Origin of the sequence: Azospirillum brasilense (assembly GCF_022023855.1) — a bacterium.
GTDB classification, from domain to species: domain Bacteria; phylum Pseudomonadota; class Alphaproteobacteria; order Azospirillales; family Azospirillaceae; genus Azospirillum; species Azospirillum brasilense_F.
The window spans coordinates 1,815,727-1,833,900 of record NZ_CP059450.1 but is presented as its reverse complement, the minus strand read 5'-3'; the positions used below and the strand labels follow the sequence as shown (position 1 = coordinate 1,833,900).

Genomic DNA, 18,174 nt, shown 5'->3' with positions numbered 1-18,174 from the left:
GTGCCGGCTCAGTGGCAGCTTGAACCGCCACCGGCCGGGCCGCAGCCCGTGCACCTGCCGCCACAGCCAGACCCCTTCGGCGCGGCCCTGCCCAGCAGGCGGGCGCGCAGCCCGGCCGGCAGGATCACCCGCCACAGCGTCCACGCCGCGGCCAGCGCCACCACCACCGCGACCAGCAAATCCTGCCACATGGCCGTGCCCTCCCCTTCCTTCACAGCAGCGCAGACGCGAGGCGGTAGGTGATGAAGCTCGCCCCGTAGGCCAGCGTGATCATGTAGGCGAACATCACCGCCGGCCAGAACCAGCCGTTGGTCTCCCGCTTCACCACCGACAGGGTGGCGACGCATTGCGGGGCGAAGACGTACCAGGCGAGCAGCGACAGGGCGGTCGGCAGGCTCCAGGAGGCGGCCAGCGCCCCGGCCAGCGAGGATTGCAGCGCGTCGCCGCTCTCGCTCAGCGCGTAGATCGTGCCCAGCACGCCGACCGCCACCTCGCGCGCCGCGATGCCCGGCACCAGCGCCACGGCGATCTGCCAGGTGAAGCCGATGGGCGCCAGCAGCGGTTCCAGCGCGTGGCCGATCATGCCGGCGATGGAATACTGGATGGCCGGCTCGGTCGCCCCCTCCGGCGCGCCGGGGAAGCTCGCCAGGAACCACATGACGATCATCAGCGCGAAGATCGTCGTGCCGGCCCGCGCCAGGAAGACCTTGGCCCGCTCGAACAGCCCCAGCGCGATGTCGCGCGGGTTGGGCAGGCGGTAGGCTGGAAGCTCCATCAGCAGCGGCTCGCGGGCCCCCTTGAACACCGTTCCCTTCAGAACGAAGGCGACGGCCAGCGCCGACAGGATGCCGGCGGCGTAGAGCGCGAACATCACCAGCCCCGGCAGCCCGACCAGCCCGCCCAACAGCGGACGGTCCGGCACGAAGGCCGCGATCAGCAGCGTGTAGACCGGCAGCCGGGCCGAGCAGGTCATCAGCGGGGCGATCATGATGGTCGCCAGCCGGTCGGCGCGGTTCTCGATGGTGCGCGCCGCCATGACGCCGGGCACCGCGCAGGCGAAGCTGGACAGCAGCGGAATGAAGGCGCGCCCGTGCAGCCCCACCCCGCCCATCAACCGGTCCAGCAGGAAGGCGGCGCGGGCGAGATAGCCGGTCGCCTCCAGCACCAGGATGAAGAAGAACAGCACGAGGATCTGCGGCAGGAAGATGACCACGCTGCCCACCCCGGCGATGATCCCGTCGGTCAGCAGGCTGCGCAGCGCGCCGTCCGGCAGGGTGGCGGCCACCCAGTCCTTCAGCCCGCTGACCGCGCCGTCGATCAGGTTCATCGGCGCCTCGGCCCAGGCGAACACCGCCTGGAACATCAGGAACAGCACGAGGAACAGGAAGGCCAGCCCGAACACCGGGTGCAGCAGCACGGCGTCCACCCGCCGGGTTGCCAGCGGCGGCAGGCCGGCGTCGGCCACGCAGCCGGCCAGCAGCCTTTCGACCTCCTGATGATAGGCCCGCAGGTCGCGCGAGGAGGGCTCGCTCCAGCCGCAGGGGGCAGGGTTCTCCGCCGCATCGGCCGCCATGGCCATGGCGCCGTCGATCTGCTCCAGCAGCGGCTGGACGCCGCCGCGGCGGATGGCGACGGTCGGCACCACCGGCACGCCGAGCGCTGCGGACAGCGCCGCCGCGTCGATGCGGCAACCGCGCTTCTCCGCCGCGTCCATCATGTTCAGCGCCAGGATGATCGGGCGGCCCAGCCGTTTCAGCTCCACCACCAGCCGCAGGTTCAGGCGCAGGTTGGTGGCGTCGGCGACGCAGACCAGCAGGTCGGGGCTGTCCTCGTGCGAGAAGCGGCCGAGCACGACGTCGCGGGTCACCTCCTCGTCGGGGGAGCGGGCGCGCAGGCTGTAGGTACCCGGCAGGTCGATCACCTGCACGCGGCGGCCGAGCGGGCTGACGAAATGCCCGATCTTCCGTTCCACCGTGACGCCGGGATAGTTCGCCACCTTCTGGCGGGAACCGGTGAGCGCGTTGAACAGGGCGGTCTTGCCACAGTTCGGGTTGCCGACCAGCGCGATGCGCGGCGGCAGGGCGGAGTCCAGGACCGACATGGCCGGATGTCCTTGCAGGGAGTCGCTTTGAAGGAAGGAGATGACGCCGCGCGTCAGGCGGCGGGCGCCACCAGCACGGCGCGCGCCTCGGCACGGCGGAGCGCCAGCGTGTGCTCGTTCACGCGGATGGCGATGGGGTCACGGCCCGGAAAGGCTTCGTGCAGGACCTCGACGTGGGAGCCCTCGACCAGCCCCATCTCGATCATGCGCCGTTCCAGCTCCCCTTCGGGAAGGGTGGTGACGACCCCCCGCTCATCGACGCCGGTCACACGGGCATGCTCGCCCTTCTTCAACTCGCCCAAATGCCGTCCGCCGGGCGACTGGCCCGTTTCGGGGGTGGGATGACCGCTCATGGCTGCACCTGATCGCACCGGGAGGTGGGGGGCGCGTTCCTGTCCGCCCCTCTTCGCCGCGAATGATCCTGCGAAGCGTTCGCATCCGTCCAGCCGGCTAAATGTCGCAGGAGCCTTGTAAAATGAGCGTATCGACCACATCGCGATTAGGGCTTTGCGGGGACCGCCCCCTTCGCGTCGCCCTTGGCGGCGGGAGCCGGCGCCCTTGCGGAGCGGTCGAGGTTGGCCTGCGCCGTCTTCGCCGCCCCGCTGTTCGGCGCGTTGCGGACGATCTGGCTCCAATCCTCCCGCGCGCCCGGGCAGATTGCCGGCCTGCGCCTTGATGTTGGCGCGCAGCAACAGGGCGTCGGGGTCGCCGGGGCGCAGCTCCAGCGCGCGGTCGATGTCGGCGACGGCCTGCCGGTCGTTGGCCAGCGCCTTGTGGGCGGCGGCGCGGTAGAGATAGGCCTCGGGCCGCCGCGGGTCCTTCGCCAGCGCCGCGTCCAGGTCGGTCACGGCGTCCCAAAAGCGCTCCGTCTCGGCCCGCGCGATGGCGCGGTCGATCAGCAGATCCACGTCGTCCGGCTGGAGCGCCAGGGCGCGGCTGTAGGCCCGCGCTCCGCCCGCACATTGTCACCGGCGCGCAGCCACGCCCAGCCCGCCCGCCCGAGGATCGAGGCCCCGGCCTTCGGGTCGTCCTTGCCCAGCACCGGGGCCAGCTCCTCCAGCCGCGCCCCGGCGGTGGTGAAGTCGCCCTTGTGGAACAGCGCCAGCGCCTGGCACAGCCGGGCATGGTCACCGCCGCCGCGGTTCAGCCAGGTCTGAGCGCTCTCCAGCGCTTCGGCCGGACGCTTTTCGGCAAGCGTCAGGCAGGCCTGGAATTCCCGGTTGTGATCGACGGCGGGAGCGGCCAAGGCCGGGACGGCGGAGAAGAGCGCCAGCGCGGCCGTGATGAGGTAAGCGTTGCGTCGGTTCATGGCGGCCCTACACTCCGTCATTGCCGCTTCCGACGCAAGGACCCCGCAAGACATGGCTTCACCCCGTCTGTTCGTCTTCGGCCTGGGCTTCACCGCCCGCGTGTTCGCCGACCGGCTGAAGGCCGAGGGCTGGCGGATCGCCGCCACCTGCCGCGGCGAGGACAAGCGCGCCGCCCTGGAGGCGCAGGGCATCGAGGCGTTCCTGTTCGACCGGGGCCGCCCGCTGGAGGACGCCCGCGCCGCCCTGGCCGGCACCACCCATCTGCTGGTCAGCGTGCCGCCCGACGAGCGGGGCGACCCGGTGCTCGACCAGCACGCCATGGATCTGGCGGACCTGCGGACACTCGACTGGGCCGGCTACCTCTCCACCACCGGGGTCTACGGCGACACCAAGGGCGAATGGGTGGGCGAGGCGGCGTGGCTGCGCCCGACCGGCGAGCGGCAGAAGCGCCGCGTCGAGGCGGAGCGCGGCTGGCTGAACCTCTACCGTCAGTACGGCGTGCCGATGCATCTCTTCCGGCTGGCCGGCATCTACGGACCGGGGCGCAGCGCGCTGGACAACGTGCGCGACGGCACCGCCCGGCGGGTGGACAAGCCCGGACAGGTGTTCAGCCGCATCCATGTGGAGGACATCGCGGCGACGCTGCGCGCCTCGATGGACAAGCCTACACTGGGCGCGGTCTACAACGTCGCCGACGACCTGCCCTCCCCCTCCCACGAGGTGGTGAGCTACGCCTGCGGCCTGCTGGGGGTCGAGCCGCCGCCGCTGGTGCCCTTCGAGCAGGCCGGGCTGTCGCCGATGGCCGCCAGCTTCTACGCCGACTGCCGCCGGGTGAAGAACGACCGCATCAAGCGCCAGCTCGGCGTGACGCTGACCTACCCGGACTACCGCGCCGGGCTGGACGCGCAATTCGCCGCGGAGAGCGGGCGGTAGAGTCGCGGCGGCGCGAATCGCGCGTCCTCCCGCCCCGGCCGCATTCCCCCTACGGCAGCACCCCGCGGGGGCGTCACGGGCCTCCGGATGGGCCGGAATCGGCGTTTCCGGCGACCGTCCGACCGCGCCGAACGAATTTGGTTCGGCAAAACCGACGTTGTGGTATCATGCGCGCCCGTTCCGGCCCGCTGGATTGTGGCCGGACCGGCATGGGTACGCCTGCGAATCGCAAAAAACACGACCTGCCGAGACGACGACCAGCATGAACATCATCATCGAACGCGCCGCCCTTCTCCGGTCCCTTGGTCATGTGCAGAGCGTGGTGGAGCGCAGGAACACCATCCCCATTCTGTCCAACGTGCTGCTGCGGGCGAGCGACGGCGAACTGTCGCTGGCCGCCACCGACATGGACCTGGAGATCGTCGAGACGGTCCCGGCCACGGTGACCCGCGCGGGCGGCACCACCGCCCCGGCCCACACGCTGTACGACATCGTGCGCAAGCTGCCCGACGGCAGCCAGGTGGAGCTGGATATCGGCGGCGACGGCACGATCCTGACGCTGCGCGCCGGCCGGTCGCAGTTCAAGCTGTCCTGTCTGCCGGTCGACGATTTCCCGCAGCTCTCCGGCGGCGACCTGCCGAACCGCTTCGACCTGACGGCGGGCGACCTGCGGGCGCTGGTCGACCGCACCCGCTTCGCCATCTCCACCGAAGAGACGCGCTACTACCTCAACGGCATCTACCTGCACGCCGCCAAGGCCAAGGCCGGCGGGTCCGAGCTGCCGGTGCTGCGCGCCGTGGCGACCGACGGCCACCGTCTGGCGCGGGTCGAGATGCCGCTGCCGGAGGGGGCCGCCGGCATTCCCGGCGTCATCGTTCCGCGCAAGACCGTGAACGAGATCCGCAAGCTGATCGACGAGGCCGCCGACCGCATCGAGCTGTCGCTGTCGGACAACAAGATCCGCTTCGCCTTCGATTCGGTGGTGGTGACCTCCAAGCTGATCGACGGCACCTTCCCGGACTACGAGCGGGTGATCCCGGTCGGCAACGACAAGACGATGGAGGTGGACGCCAAGCTGTTCGCCGCCGCTGTGGACCGTGTCGCCACCATCTCCACCGAGAAGAGCCGGGCGGTGAAGCTGTCGCTGACCCGCGGCACGCTGACCCTGTCGGCCACCAGCCCCGAGGCCGGCAGCGCCACCGAGGAGCTGGAGGTCAATTACCAGGAAGGCCCCCTGGAAATCGGCTTCAACTCTCGCTATCTGCTTGATATCACGCAGCAGATCGAGGGTGAGGGCGCACGCTTCTCGCTGGCCGACGCCGCGTCGCCGACCATCGTGCGCGACGTCGCCGACCCCACGGCCCTTTACGTGTTGATGCCGATGCGTGTGTGACCGGTCCGGACGGATCGGCGCTTTTCGGGCCGGTGCGCTCCGGACCCCGTGTTTGACGGGGTGCGGCGGCCCGGTCCCCGCATCCCGGATCGGACGCTTTGCTCGACGCCAGACAGACTTCGCCCTATCCCGTCCCCGTGATGGACACTCCGGCCGCTTTGGCGGTGACGCGCCTGACCCTGACCCGCTTCCGCGGCTATGACAGCGCGCGCCTGGAGCCCGACCACCGCCCGGTGGTGCTGACCGGGCCGAACGGCGCCGGCAAGACCAACCTGCTCGAAGCGGTCAGCTTCCTCGCCCCCGGACGCGGCCTGCGCGGCGCCAAGCTGGCGGAGGTGGAGCGGATCGGCTCCGGCGCAGGCACCGGCTGGGCGGTCGCCGCCGTTCTGGACACTCCCACCGGCCCGGTGGAGATCGGCACCGGCCGCGAGATCGGCCCCCAGGCGGCGTCCGGAGCCGAGCGCGACCGCCGCGTCGTCCGGGTCGACGGCCACCCCGCCAAGGGCCAGACCGTGCTGGCCGAGCATGTCGCCGTCGTCTGGCTGACCCCGCAGATGGACCGGCTGTTCCTGGAGGGCTCCAGCGGGCGTCGCCGTTTCCTCGACCGCCTCGTCTTCGGCTTCGACCCCGCCCACGCCGGGCGGCTCAGCCGCTACGAGCACGCCCTGCGCGAGCGCGCCCGCCTGCTGCGCGAGGGGCATCGCGGCTGGAACGGTGACGAGGGCTGGCTGAGCGGGCTGGAGGACCAGATGGCGACCACCGGAGTCGCCGTGGCCGCCGCCCGCCGCGACGTGGTGCAGCGGCTGCGCGCCGCCTGTGGGCGGGCCGTCGGCCCCTTCCCCGGCGCCGACCTGACGGTGCAGGGCGCGGTGGAACGCTGGCTCGACGACGGTCCGGCGCTGGCCGCCGAGGACGCGCTGCGCCGTTCCTTGCGTGACAGCCGGCGAGCCGATTCGGACAGTGGCGGGGCCACGCTGGGGCCGCACAAGAGCGATCTCGCGGTGCGCCACGCCCAGAAGGACATGCCGGCGGCGCTCTGCTCCACCGGAGAACAGAAGGCGCTGCTGATCGCCATCATGCTGGCCAACGCCCGCCTTCTGGCGGCGGAGCGCGGGGCCGCCCCGCTGCTGCTGCTGGACGAGGTGGCCGCCCATCTGGACCCGCAGCGGCGCGAGGCGCTGTTCGACGAGATCCTGGCGTTGGGCGCCCAGGCCTGGATGACCGGCACCGACGATTCGGTCTTCGGGCCGCTGGGCGGTGCGGCCAAACGCTTTCACATCGAGGATGCGACCGTGACCCCGGCCTAGCTCCTGAAAAAGGGCTCAAAAGCCCAGAAAATCACCGACCGAAGTACGGTATTCCGCCGAAACCCAACGCAGTCTGCTATAGTCGAACCATGGCACAGGAAGCACTGAAGAACGACCTCCCGCAGCAGGATTACGGCGCGGAATCGATCACCGTCTTGCGCGGGCTGGACGCCGTGCGCAAGCGTCCGGGCATGTACATCGGCGACACCGATGACGGCTCCGGACTGCACCACATGGTCTACGAGGTCGTGGACAACGCGATCGACGAGGCGCTGGCCGGCTACTGCGACGCGGTCGTGGTGCAGCTCAACGCCGACGGGTCGGTCACGGTGCGCGACAACGGCCGCGGCATCCCCACGGACATCCACTCCGAAGAGGGCGTGTCGGCGGCGGAGGTCGTGATGACCCAGCTCCACGCCGGCGGCAAGTTCAACCAGAACTCCTACAAGGTGTCGGGCGGGCTGCACGGCGTGGGCGTGTCGGTGGTGAACGCCCTGTCGGAGACGCTGGAGTTGCGCATCTGGCGCAACGGCCGCGAATGGTTCATGCTTTTCCGCCACGGCGTTGCCGATGCCCGTCTGGCCGACGTCGGCCCGGCCCCGATGGTCGACGACGGCAACGGCGGGCAGAAACCGCTCTCCGGCACCGAGGTCACCTTCCTGCCGTCCAAGGATACCTTCACCAACACCGAATTCGACTTCGCGACTCTGGAACACCGGCTGCGCGAGTTGGCCTTCCTGAACTCCGGCGTGCGGCTGGTGCTGACCGATGCCCGCGGTGTGGAGCCGCGGGTCCAGGACCTGCATTACGAAGGCGGGCTGGAAGCCTTCGTGAACTGGCTCGACCGTTCCAAGGTGCCGCTGCACAAGCCGGCGATCTCGATCAAGGCGGAGCGCCCGACCGAGCATGGCGGCGTGGTCACCGTGGAATGCTCGCTCCAATGGAACGACAGCTACCACGAGACGACGCTCTGCTTCACCAACAACATCCCGCAGAAGGACGGTGGCACCCACCTCGCCGGCTTCCGCGCGGCGCTGACGCGGGCGATCAACAACTACGCCAACGAGTCGGGCATCGCGAAGAAGGAGAAGGTCAACCTCTCCGGCGACGACGCGCGCGAGGGGCTGACCTGCGTGCTGTCGGTGAAGGTCCCCGACCCGAAATTCTCCAGCCAGACCAAGGACAAGCTGGTCTCCTCCGAAGTCCGTCCGGTGGTCGAGGCGGTGGTGGGCGAATGCCTCGCCCAGTATTTCGAGGAGCATCCGGCGGACGCCAAGCGCGTCGTCCAGAAGGTGGTCGAGGCCGCCGCCGCCCGTGAGGCCGCCCGCAAGGCGCGCGAGCTGACCCGGCGCAAGGGTGCGCTCGACATCGCCTCCCTGCCCGGCAAGCTGGCCGACTGCCAGGAGCGCGACCCGGCGCTGTCCGAACTCTTCATCGTGGAGGGCGATTCGGCGGGCGGTTCGGCCAAGCAGGGCCGGTCGCGCCAGTTCCAGGCCATCCTGCCGCTGCGCGGCAAGATCCTGAACGTGGAGCGGGCGCGCTTCGACAAGATGCTGTCCTCGGCGGAGATCGGCACGCTGATCGCGGCGCTGGGCACCGGCATCGGGCGCGACGAGTTCAACCCGGACAAGACGCGCTATCACAAGATCATCATCATGACAGACGCGGACGTGGACGGCAGCCACATCCGCACGCTCCTGCTGACCTTCTTCTTCCGGCAGATGCCGGAGCTGATCGAGCGCGGCTACCTCTACATCGCCCAGCCGCCGCTCTACCGCATCAAGCGCGGCAACGCGAAGGAGCGGTACCTGAAGGACGACCGGGCGCTGGAAGAGTATCTGATCGAAGCGGCACTGGGCGACCTGTCCGTGCGCCCCGCCGACGGCTCCCTGCTGAACGGCGAGCCGCTGCGCGAGATGGTCGAACAGGCCCGCGGCGCCCGCCTGCACATCGAGACGCTGGCCCGCAAGGCCGGCAACCTGTCGGTGGTGGAATCGGCGGCGGTGAGCGGCGCCCTGTCGGTCGCGCTGTCGCAGGACACCGCCCAGGCGCAGCAGGCGGCCGAGACGGTCGCCGCCCGGCTGAACGCGCTGGACGTGGAAGGCGGCTGGCGCGGCGAGAGCCTGCTCCAGGGCGGTTACGCGCTGGTGCGGACGCGCCGCGGCGTGACCCACCGCCACCATCTGGACGCCGACCTGCTGAAGAGCGCCGAGGCCCGCAAGCTGGACGCCATCGCGGCGGACCTGAAGCGCGTCTACGCCGAGCCGGGCCGCGCCTTCGAGAAGCAGAAGGAGAGCCGCAGCCTGACCGGCCCCGTCGCCCTGTTCGACACGGTAATGGAGTTGGGCCGCCGCGGCGTGACGATCCAGCGCTACAAGGGCTTGGGCGAGATGAACCCCGACCAGCTCTGGGAAACCACTTTGGACCCGACCAAGCGCTCGCTGTTGCAGGTGAAGGTCAACCACGCCGATCAGGCGGAGGAGGTCTTCTCCACCCTGATGGGCGACATTGTGGAGCCGCGCCGCGAGTTCATCCAGGAGAACGCCCTGAAGGTCGCCAACCTGGACGTGTAAACGGCTCTTGAAGGATCGCTGGTCGTCAACGCAAAGATTGAGAAACCGAACTCTATGATTGAGAAGTCTAACTCAATGATTGAGAAAAGCTGAGTTTGACCGCAGCTGGAGCTCGACAGGACAGATGCAGATTAAGGGCGGACCCCACCGGGCCCGCCCTCTTTACGACCCCCCTTACCAAGCGCTGAGTTGTCGTCCGGACTCGCTCTCTCAATCCTTGGGACGCTTCCGCCGCGGCAGCTCGGCGTCCTCCTCAATGACCAAGCCGGCCAGCATGACGGACGGATGCGTCACCAATGCACGCGCCAAATCGACCCCCATGGCAAGCGATGGATTGGAACGGCCACGTTCCAAGTCGCTGAGTGAGATGATGTGGTGGGCGGCAAGTGGGCCTTCCTGTACCGAGCCGTCGACAAGCATGGCAACACCATCGACTTCTACCTCTCTCCCACGCGAAGCACCGCCCCTAAGCGCTTCCTGTCCAAGGCGTTGAACCGCTTGAAGGAGTGGGAGATGCCGACGGTCATCAACACCGACAAGGCGCCAACTTATGGGCCGGCCTTGGCGGAACCGAAGGCCGAGGGCAAATGTCCCGAGGAGACCGTGCACCGGCAGGTCAAATATCTGAACAACGTGGTCGAGGCCGACCATGGCAAGCTGAAGCAGTTGATCCGCCCGGTGCGGGGCTTCGAGACCCTGAAGACAGCCTACGCAACGATCAAGGGTTTTGAGGTGATGCGGGCGCTCCGCAAAGGCCAAGCGTCCAGCTTCAACATCACCCGCGACATGAGGGGCGAGGCGCGCCTCGTCGAACGCGCCTTCAATCTTGGACCCGGTGTGCTCGTCGAGGCCGTGCAGTTCATCAGCCAGCAGTTCGAGCTTCAGGACGCATAGCGTCGGCGGTGATGCCCGTAACCATCATTTCGCGATTGCCGACAAACTTTGCAACAGAGCCGGTCACCTCATCAACACCGTTGCCGATAATCCCTTCCTTGAGGGCTTGCCTCCCGTACCCGCAATCAAAGAACCAAAGATACACATAACGGAACCGTCCGGTCAGCGCCGCGGCTCATGCGGGATGCCATACGCCTGGTACATATCGTAGATGAGATCCAGCAGAACACCGATTTCCGGCGAGCCGTCCTGTGCCCGGTGGCTCATGATCACCGGCGCGACCGCTTTGTCCCCGTGAAGCGGCCTGTAGACAATGTCATCGCGCCGCAGCCGCTGCGCGGACGCCGGCACCAAGGAGATCCCTTCACCGGCCACAACGAGCCCCAGCGCGGTTTGCAGCTCGCGCACTTCGTGCACGGCGCCCGGCCGCAGCCCGCGTTCACGATAGAGTGACAGCACCATGTCGGCGAAGCTCGGTCGCGGAGCCTTTGGGAAGACGACCAGCCCTTCTCCGGCAAGGTCGTCCAGGCACAGCGGATCCTCGTGGGTAGCGAGGGGATGGCCGGTCGGCAATGCCACCACCAGCGCCTCGTTCCTCAGGAGCCGTTGGTCCACCGTGGGGTCGTCCAGGGCGATGCGACCGAAGCCGACATCGATGCGCCCCTCCTTCAGCGCCGCCACCTGCTCGATGGTGGTCATTTCGAGCAGTGTCAGCTCGACCTCCGGCCGTGCGGCCCGGTAGCGGCGGATCACCTCGGGCAAGCCGCCGTAGAGCGTCGAAGTGACGAAGCCGATGGCGAACCGGTCACGCCCGGCCGCACGCAGGCGCTTGGCCATCGCCCGGATCTCGTCGACGCGCTCCAGCACCTGGACCGCCTGTTCGTGCATGAGGCGCCCGGCATCGGTGAGACGCAGCGGCCGGCTGTCCCGGTCGATCAGCACAAGCCCGAACTCTTCTTCGAGCTGCTGAATCTGGCGGCTGAGCGGCGGCTGCGCGATGTGCAGCTTCTCAGCCGCGCGCGTGAAGCTCTGCTCGCTCGCCACGGCCACGAAGTAACGCAGGTGGCGGAGTTCCAAGGGGCACCTCCGGCTGCTGACGCGGCGATCCCTTGACCTTTCTCGGGCCCCCGCCCGTCCATACCCGGTGGGTATGGACTCAGACAAACATGGTCTTTTACTTCCCGTTAAGCAAGCCGTATTCGTTACCCAACAGTCAGTGCAGAAACATTCCGCTACTGGAGCAATGAGTTCATGGCACAGATCGAAGAGATCGAGACTTTTCTGGTCGATCTCCCTACCATCCGGCCGCATGTTCTCTCGATGGCGACGATGCATCGCCAGACCATTGTGGTCGTTCGCATCCGCTGTTCCGACGGAGTCGTCGGCATCGGCGAGGGCACCACGATCGGGGGCTTGAGCTACGGTGACGAGAGCCCGGAAGGCATCAAGCTGGCGATCGATACCTACATCGCACCCCTCCTGCGGACCTGCGACGCCCTTCAGGTAGCCTCGGCGATGGCGGCCATCGACCGGTTCGTGGTCGGCAACCACTTCGCCAAGTCGGCGGTCGAGACGGCGCTTCTCGATGCCATGGGCAAGCGCGTCGGGCTGCCGGTTTCCGAACTGCTGGGCGGGCGCCTCCGCGACGAACTGCCGGTCGCCTGGACGCTCGCCAGCGGTGACACCGGCAAGGACATCGGCGAGGCGGAGCAGATGCTCAGCTCCCGCCGGCACAACATCTTCAAGCTGAAGATCGGCAAGCGCGCCATCGTCGCCGACGTGGCCCATGTGGCTGCGATCAAGAAGGCGCTCGGCGACCGGGCGAGCGTGCGCGTCGATGTCAACCAGGCCTGGGACGAGGCCAGCGCGAGCCGTGGGCTCGCGATGCTGGAGGATGCCGGGGTCGATCTGGTCGAGCAGCCCATCGCGCGCAGCAATCGCGCCGGGCTGACGCGGCTCGCGATGCGGTCCACCGTCCCGATCATGGCCGACGAGACCCTGCACGGGCCTGAGGATGCGTTCGACATCGCCTGCCGTGGCGCCGCGGAGGTGTTCGCGGTCAAGATCGCGCCGTCGGGCGGCCCCCGCGCTGCCGGCCGCGTCGCCGCCATCGCCGACGCTGCCGGCGTCGGGCTCTACGGCGGCACCATGCTGGAGGCGGGCATCGGCACCATCGCGTCGGCCCACCTTTTCGCGACCTTCCCCCGGCTCGCCTGGGGCACCGAACTTTTCGGCCCCCTCCTGCTGACCGAGGAGATTCTCGTCGAGCCGCTGTCCTACGGCGACTTCGCGCTGAAGGTGCCGCACAAGCCCGGCCTCGGCATCGAATTGGATGAGGACCGCGTCGCCTTCTTCCGCCGGGACCGCGTCGTGACGCGGACTTACAGCGCTTAATTCCAAAGAGGCAACCCATGCTCTTTCAAGTCGAAATGGATGTCCGACTGCCGCCGGATATGGCGCCGGACGTCGCTCAGGAGCTGAAGCGGATCGAGCGCGAGCGCGCGCAGCAGCTTCAGCGCGACGGCATCTGGCGCCACCTCTGGCGGGTCGCCGGGCGCTACGCCAACACCAGCATCTTCGACGTGCGCAGCACCGACGAACTGCACGAACTTCTCACCTCGCTGCCGCTCTTTCCGTACATGGCGATCAAGGTCACGGCCCTTTGCCGCCATCCCTCCTCCATCCACGAAGACGACCGGTAGCCCCGCTGCCGGGCACCCGAACGCACAACCACACACGCTAGGGAGGAAACCCATGAACAAGGCACAGATCAAGAACGTCGCCGGTCGCATCGCCGCCACGCAAAGCGGCCCCGCGAACGAGCGCGTCAAGGCCATCGTGGACCGCATCGTGCTCGACCTGTTCAACGTGATCGAGGACTTCGACGTCACGCCCGAGGAGTTCTGGTCGGCGGTCAACTACCTGTCCGAACTCGGCAAGGCCAACGAATCCGCGCTGCTGGCGCCGGGCCTCGGTTTCGACCACTTCCTGGACCTGCGGCTCGATGAGAAGGAGCAGGCCGCCGGCATGGAAGGCGGCACGCCGCGCACCATCGAAGGGCCGCTCTACGTCGCCGGCGCCCCGGTCTGCCAGGGCGAAGCGCGCCTGGACGACGGCACCGACAACGGTGAGCCCCTGTTCATGAACGGCCGGGTCACCGACACGAAGGGCAACCCCATCGCCGGAGCCCAGGTCGAAGTCTGGCACGCCGACTCCTACGGCAACTACTCGTTCTTCGACACGTCGCAGAGCCCGTTCAACCTGCGCCGCACCATCGTGACCGATGCCGACGGGTGCTACCTCTTCCGCAGCATCATGCCCTCGGGCTACGGCTGTCCGCCGGACGGCCCGACGCAGCGACTGCTGACCCTGCTCGGCCGTCATGGCCGGCGCCCGGCGCACATCCACTTCTTCGTATCGGCGCCCGGGTTCCGGACGCTCACCACGCAGATCAACATCCAGGACGATCCGTACGTCGACGACGACTTCGCCTTCGCCACCCGTGACGGCCTCGTCCCCGACGTGGTGCGGCATGCCGACAAGGCTTTGCTGCGCGAGAAGGGCGTGGACCGGCCGTTCGCCGCGATCGCCTTCGACTTCACGCTTCCCCATGCCGTCGAAGGTCTGCCCAGCGGCCTGATCGAGCGCCCCCGCGCCGCAGCCGAGGCCGAAGTGGCCTGAGCCAATCCGCACACCCGGAACGCAAGAGCCGGAACGCAAGAGGAGGTTACGCCATGGCCATCGACCTGATGGAACGGATCGAGGGTGCGGTCGTCGAGGACAAGGAGCGCGGCCTGTACCGCTGCAAGCGCGACATCTTCACCGATCCCGAGCTGTTCGAACTGGAGATGAAGCACATCTTCGAGGGCAACTGGATTTATCTGGCCCACGAAAGCCAGATCCCGAACAAGAACGACTATTTCACGACCCACATGGGTCGGCAGCCGATCTTCATCGCGCGCAACAAGAGCGGAGATCTGAACGCCTTCATCAACGCCTGCAGCCATCGCGGCGCCATGCTGTGCCGGCACAAGCGGGCCAACAAGGCGACTTACACCTGCCCCTTCCACGGCTGGACCTTCAACAACTCCGGCAAGCTGCTGAAGGTGAAGGACCCGGAGGGTGCAGGATATCCGGAGTCCTTCAACAAGGACGGCTCGCACGACCTGAAGAAGGTTCCGCGCTTCGAATCCTACCGAGGCTTCCTGTTCGGCAGCCTCAACCCGGACGTCCCGCCGCTGGTCGAACACCTGGGCGAGGCGGCGAAGATCATCGATCTGATCGTCGACCAGTCGCCGGACGGGCTGGAGGTGCTGCGCGGTTCCTCCACCTACGTCTACGACGGCAACTGGAAGCTCCAGACCGAAAACGGCGCCGATGGCTATCACGTCAGCGCGGTCCACTGGAACTACGCCGCGACGACCGGCCGTCGCAAGACCGCCGCCATCCCCGACACGACGCGTGCCATGGACGCGGGCGGTTGGGCCAAGCAGGGCGGCGGCTTCTACTCCTTCGAGAACGGCCACCTGCTGCTGTGGAGCCGCTGGTCGAATCCGGAGGACCGTCCGCTTTACGAGCGCCGCGCCGAGTTGGTCGCGCAGCATGGCGCGGCGCGGGCGGACTGGATGATCGGCATCTCGCGCAACCTGTGCCTCTACCCCAATGTGTACCTGATGGACCAGTTCGGTTCGCAGATCCGCACTTACCGGCCGATCAGCGTCGATAAGACCGAGGTGACGATCTACTGCATCGCGCCGAAGAACGAGAGTGCTGCGGCGCGCGCCCGGCGCATCCGCCAGTATGAGGACTTCTTCAACGCCAGCGGTATGGCGACGCCGGACGACCTGGAGGAGTTCCGGTCCTGCCAGATCGGCTACATGGGCAGCGCGGCGGCGTGGAACGACATGACCCGCGGTGCCGCCCACTGGGTCATGGGTGCCGACGCCAATGCGGAAACGATCGGCCTCAAGCCGCTGATGAGCGGCGTCAAGACCGAGGACGAGGGGCTGTTCGTCGTGCAGCACCAGCATTGGCAGGACACGATGCGCAAGGCCCTGGCGGCCAACGCGGACAAGATGTCCTGAAGGAGGATTGCGCCATGACTGTTTCCGAGATGACCAGCGTTGCCCCCGCGACCGTCTCCTATGAGACCCTTCTGGCCTTCCTCTACCGCGAGGCGCGTCTGCTCGACGACAAGCAATGGGACGAGTGGCTGACCCTCTACGCGCCGGACGCCGAGTTCTGGATGCCGGCCTGGGACGACGACGGCACCCTGGTGGCCGACCCTCACCGCGAAATCTCGCTGATCTACTACGCCAGCCGCGGCGGCCTGGAGGACCGGGTGTTCCGCATCAAGACCGAGCGGTCGAGCGCCACCAGCCTGCCCGAGCCGCGCACCTCGCACAACATCAGCAACGTCGAGGTTCTGGAGCGGCAGGGCGGCACGGTCAAGCTGCGCTTCAATTGGTTCACGCTGAACCACCGCTACAAGACCACGGATATCTACTTCGGCACCTCGTTCTACACGCTCGATGTTTCGGGAAAGGCGCCGTTGGTCAAGAACAAGAAAGTCATCCTTAAGAACGACTACATCCATCACGTCATCGACATCTATCACGTCTGATCCGTTCGCTCCGGTGTTTGGGCTGGAGGACTTAGGGTCAGGGAGGCGACCATGAGCTTCAACATCGCTCTCAACTTTGAAGACGGGATCACCCGCTTCATTCAGAGCAATCCCGGCGAGACGGTGGCCGACGCCGCCTATCGCCAGGGGATCAACATCCCGCTCGACTGCCGCGACGGCGCCTGCGGCACCTGCAAGAGCTTCTGCGAGGCCGGGCGCTACGACGGCGGCGACTACATCGAGGACGCGCTGACCGACGAGGAGGCCGGGGAAGGCTACTGCCTGACCTGCCAGATGCGGCCGCAATCCGACGTCGTGCTGCGGATCGAAGCCTCTTCGGAGGTGTGCAAGACGCAGGCGACCGATTATGCCGCCGAGGTCGTCGGTGTGGACAAACTTTCCGACAGCACCTTCAACCTGTCCCTGAAGCTGGAGAACGCCAGCCGGCTCGCCTTCCTGCCTGGCCAGTACGTCAATATCCAGGTGCCAGGCACCAGCGAGACCCGCTCCTATTCTTTCAGCTCCCCGCCGGGTGCGGAGATCACCACCTTTTTGATCCGCAACGTGCCGGGCGGCCTGATGAGCGGCTATCTGGCCGAACGGGCTAAGCCCGGCGACCGGCTGACCGTCAAGGGGCCGCTCGGCGGCTTCTATCTGCGCGACACCAAGCGGCCGGTTCTGATGCTGGCGGGTGGAACGGGTCTGGCGCCATTCCTGTCCATGCTGGGCAAGATGGTGGAGACCGGCTGCGACCACCCGATCCACCTCGTCTACGGGGTCACCAACGACGGCGACCTCGTCGAGGTGGAAACCATCGCAAACCACGCCAAGCGCATCCCCGGCCTCACCTTCGCGACCTGCGTCGCCAATGAGGGCAGCAACCACCCGCTGAAGGGCTACGTCACGCATCACCTCGACGAGCGGCACCTGAACGCGGGCGACATGGACGTCTACCTCTGCGGCCCGCCGCCGATGGTCGAAGCCGTGCGCGTCTTCTTCCGCGACCAGGGCATCACCCCCGTGAACTTCCACTATGAGAAGTTCGCGCCGAGCGAGGGAGGCGCATCATGAGCCCATTTGTCAAAGGGGGGCGTCAGCGTTTCGATGGCAAGGTGTTGGTCGTCACCGGCGCCGCGCAGGGCATCGGCCGCACGGTCGCCGTCAACGCCGCCCACGAGGGCGGACGAGTTGTCCTGGTGGATCGTTCCGACCTCGTCCACGAGGTCCGCGAGGAGATCGGCGCAACCGGGGGCAGGGCGCTGGCGGTCACCGCCGACCTGGAAACCTACGCCGGTGCCGAGGCATCGATGGCCGCCGCCATGGAGGGGTTCGGCCGCATCGACATCCTCGTCAACAACGTCGGCGGAACGATCTGGGCCAAGCCCTACGCCGAGTACCGGGAGCGGGAGATCGAGGCGGAGGTCCGCCGCTCGCTGTTCCCGACCCTGTGGTGCTGCCGCGCGGCGCTGCCGCACATGCTCGAACGGCGCAGGGGCGTGATCGTGAACGTGTCGTCGGTCGCCACGCGCGGCGTGCACCGCGTGCCCTACGCGGCGGCAAAGGGTGGAGTGAACGCGATCACCGCTTCCCTGGCCTTCGAATACGCCGAGCACGGAATCCGCGTCGTCGGAACGGCCCCCGGCGGCACGGAGGCGCCGCCCCGCCGGGTTCCCCGGAACCCCGGCGAGCAGAGCGAGCAAGAGAAGGTCTGGTACCAGCGCATCGTGGACCAGACGATCAAATCGAGTTTCATGAAGCGTTATGGGACGCTTGGGGAACAGGCGGCGGCGATCCTGTTCCTGGCCTCCGACGAGGCCTCCTACATCACCGGCACGATACTGCCGGTTGCCGGCGGCGACCTCGGCTGAGCCGCCTCCTCCACGGCACTTCTACAGATCATCGAGACCGTCAACGGGTCGTCCCCTGGGATGCCAACGAACGCGGCCGGGCGGATGCCGGCCCCGCGCGTCCCTGAACGTCAGCGGCCTGGAAATCATGCCGGTCAGCCGGTCCTTCGCCGGCTTCCAGATCCACCGCGAC

Annotated in this window: 17 protein-coding genes and 1 pseudogene; 12 read left to right on the top strand and 6 right to left on the bottom strand. The window is 67.9% G+C overall.

Annotated features, from left to right (window positions below):
• Nucleotides 1-8 precede the first annotated feature (8 nt).
• The 4 genes from H1Q64_RS21775 to H1Q64_RS21760 are packed head-to-tail and all read right to left on the bottom strand — an operon-like array spanning nt 9 to nt 3,410.
• Nucleotides 9-191 carry a hypothetical protein gene (locus H1Q64_RS21775; protein WP_237905568.1) on the bottom strand — a complete coding sequence of 61 codons (183 nt, stop codon included), beginning with the start codon at nt 189-191 and terminating at the stop codon, nt 9-11.
• Between the two features lie 20 nt (nt 192-211).
• On the bottom strand, nt 212-2,101 hold the full coding sequence (gene feoB, locus H1Q64_RS21770) for a ferrous iron transporter B (protein ID WP_237905567.1): 1,890 nt from the start codon (nt 2,099-2,101) through the stop codon (nt 212-214).
• A gap of 53 nt (nt 2,102-2,154) precedes the next feature.
• Nucleotides 2,155-3,009, bottom strand: a complete 855-nt coding sequence (locus H1Q64_RS21765; RefSeq protein ID WP_237905566.1) for a FeoA family protein — start codon at nt 3,007-3,009, stop codon at nt 2,155-2,157.
• Entirely contained in the window at nt 2,997-3,410 is a 414-nt protein-coding gene (locus H1Q64_RS21760) for a hypothetical protein (protein ID WP_237905565.1), read from the bottom strand. The genes H1Q64_RS21765 and H1Q64_RS21760 overlap by 13 nt, the downstream gene beginning before the upstream one ends.
• A gap of 52 nt (nt 3,411-3,462) precedes the next feature.
• Between H1Q64_RS21760 and H1Q64_RS21755 the strand changes: the two genes are divergently transcribed.
• From H1Q64_RS21755 to gyrB, 4 genes are all read left to right on the top strand, one after another.
• Nucleotides 3,463-4,344 (top strand): SDR family oxidoreductase, encoded by an 882-nt coding sequence (locus H1Q64_RS21755; protein ID WP_237905564.1) that lies wholly within the window; start codon nt 3,463-3,465, stop codon nt 4,342-4,344.
• 262 nt (nt 4,345-4,606) lie between these two features.
• Nucleotides 4,607-5,737, top strand: coding sequence for a DNA polymerase III subunit beta (gene dnaN / locus H1Q64_RS21750; RefSeq protein WP_237905563.1), 1,131 nt, complete (start codon nt 4,607-4,609; stop codon nt 5,735-5,737).
• A 140-nt stretch (nt 5,738-5,877) separates the two neighbouring features.
• Nucleotides 5,878-7,044, top strand: coding sequence for a DNA replication/repair protein RecF (gene recF, locus H1Q64_RS21745; protein ID WP_237906495.1), 1,167 nt, complete (start codon nt 5,878-5,880; stop codon nt 7,042-7,044).
• A gap of 89 nt (nt 7,045-7,133) precedes the next feature.
• Nucleotides 7,134-9,617 carry a DNA topoisomerase (ATP-hydrolyzing) subunit B gene (gene gyrB / locus H1Q64_RS21740; protein WP_237905562.1) on the top strand — a complete coding sequence of 828 codons (2,484 nt, stop codon included), beginning with the start codon at nt 7,134-7,136 and terminating at the stop codon, nt 9,615-9,617.
• A gap of 210 nt (nt 9,618-9,827) precedes the next feature.
• Here the strand turns inward: gyrB and H1Q64_RS21735 are convergent, their stop codons facing one another.
• Nucleotides 9,828-10,037 carry a hypothetical protein gene (locus H1Q64_RS21735; protein WP_237906526.1) on the bottom strand — a complete coding sequence of 70 codons (210 nt, stop codon included), beginning with the start codon at nt 10,035-10,037 and terminating at the stop codon, nt 9,828-9,830.
• Between H1Q64_RS21735 and H1Q64_RS21730 the strand changes: the two are divergent.
• Nucleotides 9,993-10,511, top strand: a pseudogene (locus tag H1Q64_RS21730) (IS6 family transposase); the annotation flags it as partial. The gene H1Q64_RS21735 and the pseudogene H1Q64_RS21730 overlap by 45 nt on opposite strands.
• Before the next feature lie 162 nt (nt 10,512-10,673).
• Here the strand turns inward: H1Q64_RS21730 and H1Q64_RS21725 are convergent.
• Complete coding sequence (locus H1Q64_RS21725; RefSeq protein ID WP_237905561.1) at nt 10,674-11,588, bottom strand: LysR family transcriptional regulator; 915 nt, start codon at nt 11,586-11,588, stop codon at nt 10,674-10,676.
• A gap of 174 nt (nt 11,589-11,762) precedes the next feature.
• Between H1Q64_RS21725 and H1Q64_RS21720 the strand changes: the two genes are divergently transcribed.
• The 7 genes from H1Q64_RS21720 to H1Q64_RS21690 are packed head-to-tail and all read left to right on the top strand — an operon-like array spanning nt 11,763 to nt 18,002.
• Nucleotides 11,763-12,905 (top strand): muconate cycloisomerase family protein, encoded by a 1,143-nt coding sequence (locus H1Q64_RS21720; RefSeq protein ID WP_237905560.1) that lies wholly within the window; start codon nt 11,763-11,765, stop codon nt 12,903-12,905.
• Nucleotides 12,906-12,922: 17 nt separating this feature from the next.
• Nucleotides 12,923-13,213 (top strand): muconolactone Delta-isomerase, encoded by a 291-nt coding sequence (catC, locus tag H1Q64_RS21715; protein WP_222071271.1) that lies wholly within the window; start codon nt 12,923-12,925, stop codon nt 13,211-13,213.
• A gap of 52 nt (nt 13,214-13,265) precedes the next feature.
• Nucleotides 13,266-14,192 (top strand): catechol 1,2-dioxygenase, encoded by a 927-nt coding sequence (gene catA, locus H1Q64_RS21710; protein WP_237905559.1) that lies wholly within the window; start codon nt 13,266-13,268, stop codon nt 14,190-14,192.
• A gap of 53 nt (nt 14,193-14,245) precedes the next feature.
• Nucleotides 14,246-15,595: a benzoate 1,2-dioxygenase large subunit gene (benA, locus tag H1Q64_RS21705; RefSeq protein WP_237905558.1), complete on the top strand. Its 1,350-nt coding sequence runs from the start codon at nt 14,246-14,248 to the stop codon at nt 15,593-15,595.
• Nucleotides 15,596-15,624: 29 nt separating this feature from the next.
• Nucleotides 15,625-16,134, top strand: coding sequence for a benzoate 1,2-dioxygenase small subunit (gene benB / locus H1Q64_RS21700; RefSeq protein WP_237906494.1), 510 nt, complete (start codon nt 15,625-15,627; stop codon nt 16,132-16,134).
• 51 nt (nt 16,135-16,185) lie between these two features.
• Nucleotides 16,186-17,205, top strand: coding sequence for a benzoate 1,2-dioxygenase electron transfer component BenC (gene benC / locus H1Q64_RS21695; RefSeq protein ID WP_237905557.1), 1,020 nt, complete (start codon nt 16,186-16,188; stop codon nt 17,203-17,205).
• The gene (locus H1Q64_RS21690; protein ID WP_237905556.1) at nt 17,202-18,002 is read left to right on the top strand and encodes a 1,6-dihydroxycyclohexa-2,4-diene-1-carboxylate dehydrogenase; all 801 of its coding nucleotides are present in this window, start codon (nt 17,202-17,204) and stop codon (nt 18,000-18,002) included. The genes benC and H1Q64_RS21690 overlap by 4 nt, the downstream gene beginning before the upstream one ends.
• Nucleotides 18,003-18,174 lie beyond the last annotated feature (172 nt).